Raw genomic sequence first — 14,311 nt, 5'->3', positions numbered from 1 at the left:
TTCGGTGGTCGGTTCTCTGTTCTCTGTTTTCGGTTCTCTGTTATCAAATCTCCAAACTAATTCCAAAACTCACAACCCACAACTCACAACTCAAAACTCAAAACCCACAACTCACCTCTCCATCACATCCATAATAGCTTCCTCGAACCGATCAAGCGTATAATTCTGCGACCATTCTAAAGCGGCCTTCGCCATAGTATCTAAATCGGCCTTGTTTAAAGTCGAAATAATTTTTGCAACTGCTGCATCTAATTCGGGTTCAATTAGGATACCTCGGGCGCCATTACCAAGCATCCATTTAACGCAAGATACATTGGTGCTAATTGGAATACAACCAAAAAACATACCTTCAGCCACAGCCTTTGGCCAACCTTCACTCTTGGAAGGCAAAATACAAAAATGAGCAGCTATTAAAGCGGCTTTAATCATCGGTTTATCCTGATTACCATGTAAAAAAACGATGGATTCTAAATGATTTGACTTCACATAGTCTTGTAATTCGAGCATTAAAGGACCATCTCCAAAGATATCTAGCACTACAGGGATACCATTTTCATGCAAGGCCTCAATAATTTGAACGGCCAACATAGGACGTTTGCCTTCCACCAACATTCCCGCAAATACAAAGTTTAATTTTTTTGAATAATCTTTAACATGATAAGTTATTTTCTCGCTGTCATAATAAGTAGCCGTTATAAAAGGTTTAATATTTTTGGTTTGGTTGGGCCATTCGCCATATACGAGTACCTGCATATTTCGTGTTAAAAAGGTATTACGCAAAATGGCTTTTTGCAAACGGTAACTCCAAGGCTGCTGACTGTTAGGATCCCAGTTGCCAGCGTATTTAGCCGACTTTTTTTTGTTTGGGAAAAGTATTTGTGCAAAACAAGCTACCAAACTAACGTTGGCAGGACACCTTAAATGAATATGATCTGCTTGTCGCATAACCTGAATGCATTTAAAAAAAATATAAGGGGTTTTAAACAGCGTTTTAAAAACATCTATAATGCCTAAAACATTAAAATTAGGTACTGGAATAAATTCTAAATGCGAATGCTTATAAGCACTATCAATTTCATCAACTTCATTGGTGACTTTTTTAACACCAATAATTATCAATTCATCAGCATAGTTTCCCCAAAGAGTCATTTCGTTGACATACGGCGCATAAGCATAATACTGGCTATCCTTAAAACTATGTTGGACTAAAGTGAAAATAGCGAGTTTCATAAAAGTAGTTTTGGTTTATTAAAAACTAAACTTATCAATCCCACGAAACGTCCCATAACTTCCGAAAAAACCGCTCGTTTTTTATTATTCCTTAATATACCAAAAAAAGTAAGCGTCATCAATAAAGCAGCCGTTAAGTTCCATTTAATCCGAGCTTTAAAGCTGGGATTGGGATATTTTACCCGCCAGATATACCAGCCATTTCTAATAACCATTTTTCCATATTTAAAAGTATTAGGTCGCCCTTCTGGATCATGATGGTGTTCCAATTGGGCAGATGTATTAACATATAAGCTACCTTTTTTAGCCAATCGTAAACAAAAATCGGCATCTTCATATAAGCCATAGCCTTCAAAGTAGGTTGAAAAATGCATATCTTCAAAAACAGACCTTCTGTAAGAAGATACACCTCCCATAAATTGTTCAACGGGGTAAATTTTGTCCGATGGTGGTAAAAAACTCACAGACCGTCCATGTGAAAAGCTGGGCAAATAACAAGGTGGTGTATCTGGCGCCAATCCAAACCAGCGTCTCACCCGAAATCGCAATGGTTCATTCCGCATCCAACCATCAAAATAAAAACGTTTGGAATTTTTAGACCCATCCGTTTCTTGCCATTTTACTTCATTTGCAATATAGCCGCCTACACCTAAAGCATTCGGATATTGCGTGTAGGTATCTAATAAATATTGAAAGTACGTCGCATCTAAAATAGTATCATCATCTAAAAAACAAACCACATCAGATGTTTGATCAAACTTTGAAATACCAAAATTCCGTTGTTTAGTTAAACCTCTGTTTTGTGCATCGACTTTAAAATATTTTAAATTATGGAATTGCTGTTTTTCTAAAGCCTGTTTCGTCTTATCATCTAAAGAGCCATCAATAATCAGAATTTCATCTGGGTACAGGGTTTGGCTCTTGACTGAATTTAATAAATTCAGTAAGGCTTGTGGCCGCATATAGGTACAGATTATGAGGGAGAATTTCATTTAATTCGTTTTCTGTATTAAGTATTCCGCCCAAACGACACTGCGTTCCCAACGTTTATTCATAGCTCTAAAATAAACCAAAGGATTTTTTATAGCTTGTTTTTTATAAAACTTAAGAAATAGAAGTGTTTTATAACCATTTATCTGTTGTATAGATTGATGTTTCAAATTATATAACATAACGGTTGGTGAAGGTTTGGGCTGTATCATTTCTTTTAGCCAAGGATGTTCAAATTTGGCTCTAAAACCACCGACAGGAGCTTTTAAATGAAGTAATCTACAGTTTGGTAAGTAACCAATATCTACTCCCAAATTACGTATTTGCATGCCAAAATCGCCATCTTCTCCAAAACCGTTTTCAAAGGCCATATCAAAAGCAACATTATGTAATACATTGGAATAAGCCATACTACAACCAGACCCAAATGTATGCCATTGCATGATTTTATTAATAGAATCTTCTTCGCTTTTTTGCAAACAACTAAAGGTTGCCACACGAAGTCCATAAGTATTCATCTCTTTTAAAGAGCTATCAAGTAAATCAGTTTTAAACCTGACATCATCATCAGCCATAAAAACGTAATCAGAAGTCACCTTTTTTAAAGCCATGTTGCGTGCATTACATGCACCTGTTTGATGAATAAATACATGTTCAATAACAAAAGGCCATGATTGTGTGCTTAAATAATCTAAATCCGTAACACTAGAAACATCGGAATTTTGCTCTATAATAATGACTTGCTTTGGTAAAAGCGTTTGTTTGGATAAATCTAATAAGACATTGCATAAATAGTTTCTTCTACCCATTGTTGGGATTACAACAGTAATGCTATTATTAGAGTCATCAATTTGAGTCGAATTGACTTGAATATCTCCAAAACAAAGGGTAATTATTTTCTTTCTAACAAACCAAGATGCGATTAACGCTCCAACTTGCAGCTTCCTTTCATAAATAAAACTATTAAAAAACGTTATAAAAATCCAACGCGTTTTATAATGTTGTTTAATAAATTGATATAGTATTTTGTTTGCTGATTTATAAGGTGCTAATATGATATTATTTGGCTTTAACAATTCTGGTGAGGAATAACAAAATAAACCAAATTTCATTCCTTTTTTTGCAATAGAGTTTAACATATAAGCAAAATGACTCCCTTTATAAGTTTTAGGATTGAACTTTAATAACACTTGGGCATGAATAGCACCAACACAAGTACTCATCAACCAAGTCGGATATGTTACGTTTTTCTTTATGTTAACGAATGGAGACGATTCTACATAACCTATTCGATCTGAAATATAATGCGTGTTACGTATTTCAAAAGAAGCCATAATACGCTTATGATGAAACACTTGTTTAAACCCTTCAAAATTGATATAATCTTGTAAGGCCTCATCACACCAAACAATAAACCTATTTGGATACGCTGTTGCCAATTCAAATAATGCTTTAGCTGGCTTATTCACAGATATTGAAATACTATCATTAGTGTGATAATCAAATACGCGTACTACATTATTATGTTTATGTATTAGAACAATCATATTATATTTTTCTTCTTTTATTCGTCTTTAACACAAGGACCAGCAAATGTTATAACCTCGTAGCCACTAAATTTTTTTGTTTTCACAGGATATCCTATCGATTTAAAAAATGCTTCCAATTTTATATAAGTAGGCTCACCATCAACCATATGGTAAGATGCAATGGCAAAATTAGGTTTAAATTGTTTGATAATGTCCCGACACCCTTCAACAGCTTCTAATTCGGCGCCTTCAATATCCATTTTTATCAAATCTATATGTTTAATATTATTTTTTACACACCAGCTATCTAATGTAATAGTTCTCTTTTTCACAACTGCATGTTCGTCAGAAAACCAAATCGCAGACGACGCCACAGTACCAGACTCTTGAAAATCAATTATGTTCTCACAACTCCACATCAATTCTCCATGAATACTGTAATTTCTAGCATGATTATTAAGTGAAAAATTGGAGTTTAATTTGCCAATATTGTATTTGTCAGGTTCAAAACAATAAACATGTCCTGTTTGTCCTACTTGTTTCGAAAAAAGGAGTGATAAAACACCAACATTAGCACCTCCATCAATAACCACATCACCTTCCTTTACTTTGTAAAAATGTTGATAGTTATCGAAGTCTGGTGTAATTGCATACAGGGGCTCGTTTGTAAAAAAAGTGAGATCTTCATATTTAGTTTCATACATAAAGTTTGCGCCCTCTTTGCTTACAATTTTATATTTCACTTTCTTACTCGCTAAAACATTATACCAAAACACTTTAAGCTTTTCTTTATAAATGCCTTTTGGTAATAAACTGCTAATATTTTTTTTGATTGATTTTTTAAAGTCCATTACCCAATATATTTTTTATAAAAAGCGATATTACGTTTTGTAATAACTTCAGCTGAAAAATGTTCAATAACATGTTGACGTCCTTCCTTGCCAAATTGCGCACATAGGTCTTCATCCCGCAGTAATTCAATAATTTTTTCCGCATATAAATCGTGATCTTTAGGATTCACGGTATAACCCGTAACACCATCCACCATCAACTCTTTGGCCCAACCAATATTGGAGCTTACTAACGCTTTTTCCATAGACAAGGTCTCTAACCACGTCATGGGGAATGCCTCTGCAAAACTTGGCAAGACTACTATTTGCGCTTTGGCAATATAGGTTTTGATCGCTTCGTAAGGGACTTCACTTTTATATATTACTTGCTGTTTAGCTTGGTCCGTTAATAGTTGATAAAATAGCTCTAGCGTTGATCTTTTTTCAAATACATCAATAGCATCTTTTCCAATAAGTAAGAGTGTACATTCTGGAACTTTCGCAACAACTTTATTAAAAATGAGCGCCAATTCTAGAATGCCTTTTTTTCTAATCACCGTTCCAAAATATAATAATTGGCTATTATGAATCTCTAAATGCAGCGGCTTAAAATCGTCCGTATTAATACCATTTGGAATAGTAGGTATGGCCGTCTTTAATCCAAATATAGATGTTGTGAGATTTGCTGTAAACGTACTTACGGAAACAATAGCATCCGCATTTTTAAGTGCATTCCGCTCTAAAAAACGATGTTTCCATTTTTGTTTTCTACCATCTAAATAACAAAAATACCCATCGCTCCCATTAAGCCTTATAATTAACGGAATACTAAAGTTCATAAAAGCAGAAATACCCGTCCAATCTGGTGCTTCAATAAGTTCTATCCCCTCTTTTTTTATTCGTTGTTGAATTATTTTTTGGTAACGCTTCCGCTCCAAATACCAATTTAAAGCCCAATGTTTTTGCTTGGCTATAGCTATTAATTGAATGCCTTCCTCTTTAATATCAGCATCGTGCTGTTGCCCTATAATAAAAACCGTTACTTGAATATCTTGATCCACCAGCCCTTTGGCCAAGTTTTTAATACTCGTGCCCAAGCCTCCTGACTTACTGAAGGTAGGGTGTGGATATTCGGGTGTAAGAAAAGCTATATGCATGGTTTGGCTTATGCTTGGTTGTTTTTAATAATGGTTTCGATGCTATCCCAAATACGCATAGAGGCTGAATCCGCGGGATGCTTATTTATTTTTTCATACCAAGCCCTAGCGGCACAAACTGTAACATTTGGGCTTTCTAAAACCATTTCAATAGATTTAGCAATGGTATTTGGATGATTCAGCCACACCACAGCATCACTATTGGGCATAGACCTAAAATGAACATAATTATAAACATAAACGCCTTCTTTAGGAATATTGTCTGAATTGAAATAATTGTAATTCATATATAAACAAGGTTTATTATGTATAGCATAATCAAAAACCATAGAAGACCCCAAATTAATTACCGCTTCTGTATAAAAAGCTAAATTGCTTAATAAACTCAAATCCTCTGGCATGGGTAAAATAGTATCCCAAGCACCTCCTACTTTATTCCAGATAGGTTCTATTGGAACAATAACATCTTTATAATTAGCTATTACGGTATCATAACGCGAAGAAAAGTCAACAGGGCATCGTCTAAAAATCAATCCTAAATTATGACCTTTGCTATTTAAATTTCTTATCGCTTGTGCTACATCTTTTAGATATAATGGATCTTTGGGAGAGGTGGTTACGTCATCACCACTATAACAAATGTAACGCTTATTGATATCCAAGTTATGTTCACTAAAAAATTCTGCTCTAGTTTTTAGTTTTTCAGTATCGTAATGGGGTTCGAATTGTGGAGTTCCCGTAACAGTAATTTGATGTTTTTTTACAAAAGGATAATAATGCAATAGTTCTTTCTTCATATGGTTGCTCCATACATGATAATAATCTGCAGGGACATCCAAGGTCGCTTTTGGTAAGTTGTCCCATGAAAATATAAAGCATACGCTTGGTATTTCTAGTTTAGCGCCAGCAAGTAATGGGGCTATCGCTAACACATTGCGTTGACTGGTACAATAAATAAGATCAGGCTGATGTTTTTCTAGTGCATTTATACAATGTTCATAATAACTGGTGCGTGCTTCCAATAGGTTTATGGCTTTCCTTAAAAACCGTAAATCCTTTTCAGAATTGAAACACACTGCAAGAAATTGAGTCAGTATACTTCTTATTGTGTTTTTAAAGTTTTTATAAGATAAAGGGAACAGATACCGGTGATAAATAGGATCGTTTTCACGTTTTGTGAAGCAAGAAATTTCCACACGTTTTCTCACATTTTTTAAAACAGTTGTAAACCAATGTAGTTTCGGTTCCTCTAAAATTAAGTGCTTGTAGCCAAAAGAATCAAAATCAAACGGGGTATGATGCCAAAATACTAGCTCAAAATCTCTTTCCTTGGCTTCCGTATAAAAACGTGTATAAGCAAAGTTCTTTAAACTCACGCCATCTGGCACTAAAACAAAAACCTTTCTCTTATCCTTCAACAATGCTGATTTATTAAATTATTATTCTATGACATTTGATTTTATCAAAAATTCAGCTCTTTCCCAATCCTGAAAAGTATCAATATTTACATAGGTTTCAGAAGCAGACTCTAAAAAACTCAAGCGTTTTCCATAAATAGAATTTTGCTCTAACAGCGTTTTAGTTGTGGTTAAATATATAGAACCATCTCTATGATAGGCATCTGGCAACTCCTGTCTTCTACTAATAATTTTTGCTTCGCCGGTGGCTATTTTTAAATACCCGTCGCTATTTTTCTCAAAAGTCCAATGTGGATTAAATTCTTGTGGTACTTTTTGAACGGATATTAGGGTGTCACACTTACTATCTTTAAATTTTGAAATGGCTTCATTTAAAAAAGAAAGTGTTCTAAAAGGATATGTTACTTGCAGTAAGCAAACGGCATCAAAATAGATTTCTTGATTTGCATACCAGTCTAAAGCATGTAAAATAACGTCTATGGTTGGTGTATCATCTTGCGCCAAAGCTGAAGGACGTTTAAAAGGAACGGTAACACCTAACGTTTCTGCAACTTTGATAATTTCGTCATCGTCTGAACTTACTATAACGTCTGAAAGTAAGGTGGACTTTAAAGCAATTTCAGAGGTATATGCCAGTAAGGGCTTACCATTTAATAATTTAATGTTTTTCTTTGGAATGCCCTTAGATCCGCCTCTTGCGGGAATGATGCCGAGTATTTTCATTAATAGGTAATGGTTTTATGAAATTGCAAAGGTACTTTTTGCAATAAATCAGCAATTTGTTCTCCCGCATTTCCGCCGCCATACACATTTGAAATAGGGAACTTTCCTTCATTCACTTGTGAACTTACAGCTTGTTTAATGGCATCTTGATTATAATCTACATCCACCACATTATGACCACGATCTCTTTTGTTTTGTCTGCTACCAATATTCACCACAGGAACACCTAGATAAGCACATTCTCGAATGCCTACGCTCGAGTTTCCAATCAGGACTTTGGCGTTATTAAGAAGGGTAAGAAAATCTATTCCTTCCATATTTTTAAAAAAATGGATCTGCTCTATTTTATGGTGTTCCCTAAAGGCTCTAATTCCCGTGGAGGTGCCGTCCGCGCCAGCATCAACATTAGGCCAAAACCACAGTGTGGGCACATCTAATTCGGCTATGGCTTTTAGTGTTTGTTCAATGTGTCTTCGGGAGTCCTGATATTCGGTTGTAACCGGATGTTGCATAACAACTAAATAGCCTTGAGATAAATCGGGTTGTGCGCCAACACCGCCATATTTCTGATAGGGATCAAAATCTAGTTTTGTATCTTTTACTAACAAAGCCAAATCTATAGATGGACAGCCTGTATTGAAAACCAATTCTGGATTTTCCCCTAATTTTATAACACGGGTTTTCGCACTTTCCGAAGCTACAAAGTGATAATCCGCAAGTTTGGTTATGGCATGACGCACTTTTTCGTCTATATTCCCGGTAACTTCTCCGCCTTGTAAGTGCGCCAAGGGGATATTCATATAAGAAGCCGCAATGGCGGTTGCCATGGTTTCAAAGCGGTCTGCCACCGTAACCACAATGTCTGGTTTTAAATTATCAAAAACTGTGGAAAGTTCTAATATGCCAATTCCTGTGGTTTTTGCTGCTGCTGTTAAATTTTCGCCTTCTAATACATTGAAAACTTTAGCGCTGATATGAAAACCATCATTTTCAATATAATTAACAGCCGAACCATACCGATCCAGCAAGGCAGAAGCAGCTACAATAAGTTGCAGTTCTAATGCCGGATGTTTCTGGATAGCCTGTAACAAAGTTTTCACTCTACTGTAGGAAGGTCTGGCGGTGACCACAACGGCTATTTTTCGTTTGCTATTCATTATCAATATCTTTATGATTCAAAAAATCCCATTTTTTAAGTGGGGTATTTAGTTGCTTACCTATAACATTTTCAAACTCAAAAGCATGAATCCCATAACCCTTTGGTTTTTTGGCTTCTAAATCGGCAAATGTTAATACATGCCCTTTCGGTAATGTTTTATTAACCGCTAAAGATTTTTCAAATATTTGTTTGAGATCCGAAAACTGATTCGAATCGATTTTATTTATTGGATGTTGTAAAGCCTTATAAATATAACGAACATCTTGATTAAGTTGTGTTGCTTGCTCTATGGTAAGTGAGGCAAGGGCATCTGGTCCAGACTCGTTAGAATCTAAGATTACGTGAAATTCTAAAAGTTCTGCACCTAGTGAAACGGCAGCAACACCTGTACTTATCAGGGCTGAATGGTCCGAAAAACCTACTAGCACCTGATAGCGATCCTTTAGTTCCTGAATCACATTCAAGCCTAATTGTTCGGCATTTGTTGGATAGGCTGTGGTACACTGCATGATACTATAGTCTACGTTTCTTTTCTTTAAAAAAGATACGGCAGCATCTAGTTCATCATAGGAACTCATACCTGACGATAAAATAACCGGTTTTTTAGTTTGGGAAATCCGTTCCAACAATAAAAAATTAGACACTTCACCTGAACCAACTTTATAGCGATTAACACCTACGATTTCTAATAAGTCCACAGCCGCGTTGCTAAAAGGTGAACTCATAAACTCCAAACCTACGGCTTCACAGTGCTGTTTTAGGGCTTTCCATTCGTCAAGCGTGAACTCCATGGCTCTCCAATAGTCAAAGCGCGTAGCATAGGCATCGGAAAACTTGACTCTAAAAGGCTCATGAATACTGCTTTCCGCATCGGCAATATGGGTTTGAAATTTAATGGCATCCACGCCAGTTGTAGCAACAGCATCAATATAATCATGAGCCTTTTGCAAACATCCGCCATGGGCTTGGGCTATTTCAGCAATAAGAAAGAGAGCATTCATTAAGCGTATTTTCTTTTCTCAAATATATAAAAGTTATGCGATGCCATATAGCTTAAAAGCGAATTTGTATTACTAAACAGCCTTAAAAGGACAGACTTTTAACAAACCGTCTTGCAAAAACTTAATATGATCTTCTTCTGGTAAATTAGGAAACGTTTCAAAATGTTGAATAACATGTTGTAGATCTGACCAGTTATGCACATTTTCAGGAACATAACAAACCAAGTTCACAGATTCAAAATAATCTTGAAATTTAATGCCGTCACCAAATAGCTTATCTGAAAACGCGACCCAAACAGCAGGAATTTGATAGGCATGTGCCACAATAATTCCGTGTAAAGAGGACGATATTATACGTTCACATTTTAAAAATAAATCGGTAGTGGCTTCTATATCGGTGGTCATTAAATCAATAATAAGCACGTCTAAATTGTCGTCATATATGGATTTTACAAATTCGTAGTCTGCATAATGAGGTACAATACCTAGTTTATATATTTTAACACGATCAGGATTGTAGTATTTGGGCAGTAGCAAGGCCGGATCGCCATAAACTTCGGTTACATTATAACCTTGCGCTAATAAATTTTCTCGAGTTTGAGGTCCTCTAACGGCTAAAAATTTCGCTTTTTTAACCTGCTGATTTTTTTGAATAATACCACTCCCCCATACCACACATTTAGAGTTGACATGCGCCATTATACTGCCAGCTGTTACGTAAATAGGCTGAAAGTAATCTTTAAAAGACCAGCGTTTGGGATGTGTCCAAACGACACTTTTTTTATTAATTTTTTCTACGAGATATTTCCCTATTAAATCACCATAATTCTCATTCGTTTTCCCCATCAAATGTGGTTCACTCCACCAAAACAATCGTACAGTTTTAAAGCTCTTCATTTTTAGTAGTTTTAAGGTCTATTGTAAAACAAATCTGTTTTAAATCTTCTGAAATGTCATAGGCGTAATTATGATCTCGATAATGAAAGACAATCGCTTTCAATATCAGGTCATTTACTGCTTTCATTGTCATATAAGGCTGGGTTTGTTTGCCCATAATTTTTTTTACCTGATATTTTAGGGTTTTATAATAAGCTGCTTCTGTAATAATTACTTGAACAACTGACCCCCTATAATTGGATATAGCGTCGCCAAAAAAATGTTCTATATGAGCAGAAATATTCTCTAATTGAATTATTGATTGTGGATTTTCAAGAATTTGAGCTTCCGCTTTGGAATAAACATGCCCCCAATTTTTGGAATTAGGATGCACTATTTTTTGAGCCGTATGCCATAAAAACTGCCGTTGGTTAATACGCATTATATTTTTTAAACGTGGTACAGGTGTTAGCTGATTATCTCTTTTCTGCGGATAGCGTTCATGCCACTGATGGTAAAGCAACAATTCACCACAGCTATTGGCAATAGCACCAGACAATTGTATTCGATAATTTAAATCTTCATCTTCCGAACCATAAAAGTGAAAAAACTCATCCAAGCCACCCACCGATTCCAATGTGGATTTTGAAAATAAACCAATGCCAAAGGTATCACCAATATGCGTGGTTTCAATGGTGTTTAAATTAAGTTGTTTTTGTTGTTGTAAGGTTACTTGCTTTGAGAGATAACCTATTTTAAATAAGGAATAAGAATTTAATTCAACTAATTTTGAAGCCGTCTCAATAAAGTTATTTGAAAACAAGACATCCACATCTGCCGTAATTATAAACGCGCTTTGCGCTTTTTTAATACCATAGTTTAGGGCTTTACTCTTATTCCATAATAATCCAGCATGACCAATGTATAGATAGGTGGCAAAATCAAATTTATTTACAACTTCTTCTGCTGCATGAGCATAACTGTCTTCGCTACCATAATCTATAAAAATGACTTTAAAATTTTTATTTGTTTGTGCTTGTAATGATTTTAATGAAAATTCTACACATGACACTTCGCGATTTCTATAGGGATAAATTATAACAAACATCAATTATAGATTTTCTTTCCGTAAACCCAGCTATCTAATACTTGATTACCGGAATTTTCATAAAAAACTTGAAAATTATTTGCTCTTAAAAACCCACTAACTTTATTCTCTATTTTGTTCCCATCTTTAAAAAGAAAATCATGACAAGAAATCGCTACATTCTCTATTATATGTATAGAATCTTTCATCCCATCTATCATATCATATTCGGCACCTTCTATATTAACTTTTAATAAATTAATTTTTGTGATTTTATTTATAGTCACAAATTGATCTATTGTGATAGCTTTAATTCTAACACCTACAGCATTTTTATTGACAGAATTCACAACGTAATTATCATTTTCCTCTATCCATATAGGTTCTTCATTATTTGAAATGGCCAGATTGAAATTATAACAATTTTTAAAATTATTTTTAAGCACAGTTTGCTCCAAACCATTAAAACTGGTGGGACTCGCTTCTATATTATACAGCTTGCCCTCTTTTTTTATAGCCTCTACAAAAAAACAAACTTCAGTTCCTATGCCTGCTCCAATATCTAATATAACATCTTTTGCTTGAGGGGAATAATATTTACAAAATATTTTTTGACATCTCTGCCTCATATCCTCTTCTGAAAAATCAAAATATGGTCGCTCAGCTAACTGTAAAAATTTAGATCTGTTTTTTAACCAATAACAATTATTTTCTTTATCGAAACTAATACTATTTTTAGAATGCTTAAACAGCTTTGTTGCTATATTTAAACTATACAAATACAATGATTCATTTTTTGTAATACCATAAAGTTTATTAATAATTCGATTAACAAATTTCCTATGAGACTTTTTCATTTTATTTACTGTTTCTTAATTCGCTTTGCCTTAAAAAGTTTTCCAGATATTGGGTTTTAAAATTTTATTTTCATGTTTTTTAATTTTCCTCTGTCAAAAACTCTTCTCATACGTTTCTGATTAAATTGTGAGCAATAATTCGAAATAGATTTTTTTAAATACTTGATTTTTATTGCTTTTCATTAATGCGTGTAATAGTGGTAGTTTAATATTAATGGAAAAAAAATCCTTTAGATTCCTTTCTTTCATATGGAACCGAAACAAATTTAGTTCTTGGTAAATAATGCAAATTAAATTTTATTTTAAATATTTAAGTTATTTTTATGACTACCATTTTTAACTGAACAGTAAGCTCTTAACACTTTATATTGAATAGTTTCATATTTTAAAGCATTCCTCAACTTTCTATTATATAGGTATGCTTCATTCACTAACATACGATTAGATATTGCCACTATTACTTTCTCTTCAATTTCCTTAACAGATTCTGGTTTGTTAATCAAAAGTCCATTAACATTATCTTTAATTATTTCTGCGCTAGCACCTCCAGGATTTGATTGGATAGGAAACGCTCCCATTATAATAGCTTCAAGAAGTGTATTGGGCATCCCATCAGAAATACTATTACCAACATAAATTAAGCTCTGCCCCATTAACGTAATAACTTCAACATGGGGCATCTGACCTTTTACTTCTATAAAATCAACATCTTTAATTTTGGCATAGGCCTTATGAAATTGATCATCAGCTCCAAATACGATTACTCTAAAATCCTTAAGTTTATCCTCAATATTCTTTAAAGCAAGTATAACTTGTATTGCTTTACCAAAGCGCTGTTCATATCCTTTTATAAGAATAATATTGCGTTCTGGCAGTGGAATTACTGAAGGATCATAATGAACAAACTTATAACCTCCTCCAGTAGGAAATACACCCAACGTTTCTCCTCTAAAACCTAGTTCTTTAGCGATTTTTATATCTCGATGACAATCAGCAAACATAAAATCCAGTTGAGGAAGTACCTCTAGAATATCTTCCCTATATCCTTTTACATTCTTATAGAAAAACAGATCATTTCCCCATGCAGAATAAATCCATTTAATATGACTGTTTTGCTTCATCACATTATAAATTGGTACAGTACAGTTATACATTACCAAACTATGAACAACATCCGGCTGAATTTCATTTATAAGTGCATTAAATTTTTTTTCAACACTATTTTTAAATAAAATATGTATGTACGGAAAATATTTTTTTATAAGATAGCGTCCTTTAAAGTTTCCTAATTTATAACGCCAATTGGTATGCTGAGTAACCCAGTCCCATTCTTTAATGTAGCCACCATTTAAAATATCAAACCAATGCACATCATGTCCACTATCCTTTAACTGACCAACCCATCTAATGGTGTGTATGGAGCGCATGGCAACTATTAAAATTCTCATATGTAA

Annotated in this window: 13 protein-coding genes; all 13 read right to left on the bottom strand. The window is 34.3% G+C overall.

The annotated features are described in order from the left end of the window. Nucleotides 1-111: 111 nt before the first annotated feature. The 13 genes from BZARG_RS03220 to BZARG_RS03160 all read right to left on the bottom strand — a co-directional run bounded on the left by BZARG_RS03220 (nucleotide 112) and on the right by BZARG_RS03160 (nucleotide 14,284). A complete protein-coding gene (locus BZARG_RS03220; protein WP_008635387.1) occupies nucleotides 112-1,230 on the bottom strand; it encodes a glycosyltransferase family 4 protein in 1,119 nt (372 codons plus the stop codon). After that, nucleotides 1,227-2,222, bottom strand: coding sequence for a glycosyltransferase family 2 protein (locus BZARG_RS03215; protein ID WP_040287969.1), 996 nt, complete (start codon nucleotides 2,220-2,222; stop codon nucleotides 1,227-1,229). The genes BZARG_RS03220 and BZARG_RS03215 overlap by 4 nt, the downstream gene beginning before the upstream one ends. Then, the gene (locus BZARG_RS03210; RefSeq protein ID WP_008635531.1) at nucleotides 2,223-3,767 is read right to left on the bottom strand and encodes a glycosyltransferase family 2 protein; all 1,545 of its coding nucleotides are present in this window, start codon (nucleotides 3,765-3,767) and stop codon (nucleotides 2,223-2,225) included. A gap of 17 nt (nucleotides 3,768-3,784) precedes the next feature. Continuing rightward, complete coding sequence (locus tag BZARG_RS03205; RefSeq protein WP_008635477.1) at nucleotides 3,785-4,600, bottom strand: FkbM family methyltransferase; 816 nt, start codon at nucleotides 4,598-4,600, stop codon at nucleotides 3,785-3,787. Further along, a complete protein-coding gene (locus tag BZARG_RS03200) occupies nucleotides 4,600-5,736 on the bottom strand; it encodes a glycosyltransferase family 4 protein (protein WP_008635535.1) in 1,137 nt (378 codons plus the stop codon). Before BZARG_RS03200 ends, BZARG_RS03205 begins: the two co-directional genes overlap by 1 nt. Nucleotides 5,737-5,744: 8 nt before the next feature. After that, complete coding sequence (locus BZARG_RS03195) at nucleotides 5,745-7,154, bottom strand: UDP-glycosyltransferase (protein WP_008635651.1); 1,410 nt, start codon at nucleotides 7,152-7,154, stop codon at nucleotides 5,745-5,747. A 21-nt stretch (nucleotides 7,155-7,175) separates the two neighbouring features. Beyond that, entirely contained in the window at nucleotides 7,176-7,877 is a 702-nt protein-coding gene (locus BZARG_RS03190) for an acylneuraminate cytidylyltransferase family protein (RefSeq protein WP_008635515.1), read from the bottom strand. Beyond that, complete coding sequence (neuC, locus tag BZARG_RS03185) at nucleotides 7,877-9,034, bottom strand: UDP-N-acetylglucosamine 2-epimerase (RefSeq protein WP_008635334.1); 1,158 nt, start codon at nucleotides 9,032-9,034, stop codon at nucleotides 7,877-7,879. Before neuC ends, BZARG_RS03190 begins: the two co-directional genes overlap by 1 nt. Beyond that, the gene (locus BZARG_RS03180; protein ID WP_008635622.1) at nucleotides 9,027-10,037 is read right to left on the bottom strand and encodes an N-acetylneuraminate synthase family protein; all 1,011 of its coding nucleotides are present in this window, start codon (nucleotides 10,035-10,037) and stop codon (nucleotides 9,027-9,029) included. The genes neuC and BZARG_RS03180 overlap by 8 nt, the downstream gene beginning before the upstream one ends. 72 nt (nucleotides 10,038-10,109) lie before the next feature. Then, nucleotides 10,110-10,934 carry a polysaccharide pyruvyl transferase family protein gene (locus tag BZARG_RS03175; protein ID WP_040287968.1) on the bottom strand — a complete coding sequence of 275 codons (825 nt, stop codon included), beginning with the start codon at nucleotides 10,932-10,934 and terminating at the stop codon, nucleotides 10,110-10,112. Further along, entirely contained in the window at nucleotides 10,921-12,021 is a 1,101-nt protein-coding gene (locus BZARG_RS03170) for a glycosyltransferase family 2 protein (protein ID WP_008635705.1), read from the bottom strand. The genes BZARG_RS03175 and BZARG_RS03170 overlap by 14 nt, the downstream gene beginning before the upstream one ends. After that, nucleotides 12,021-12,857, bottom strand: a complete 837-nt coding sequence (locus tag BZARG_RS03165; RefSeq protein ID WP_008635348.1) for an FkbM family methyltransferase — start codon at nucleotides 12,855-12,857, stop codon at nucleotides 12,021-12,023. Before BZARG_RS03165 ends, BZARG_RS03170 begins: the two co-directional genes overlap by 1 nt. 302 nt (nucleotides 12,858-13,159) lie before the next feature. Further along, on the bottom strand, nucleotides 13,160-14,284 hold the full coding sequence (locus tag BZARG_RS03160) for a glycosyltransferase (RefSeq protein WP_237702570.1): 1,125 nt from the start codon (nucleotides 14,282-14,284) through the stop codon (nucleotides 13,160-13,162). Nucleotides 14,285-14,311 lie beyond the last annotated feature (27 nt).

Source organism: Bizionia argentinensis JUB59 (genome assembly GCF_000224335.1).
GTDB classification, from domain to species: domain Bacteria; phylum Bacteroidota; class Bacteroidia; order Flavobacteriales; family Flavobacteriaceae; genus Algorimicrobium; species Algorimicrobium argentinense.
This window is presented reverse-complemented; position numbering and strand designations above follow the sequence as displayed.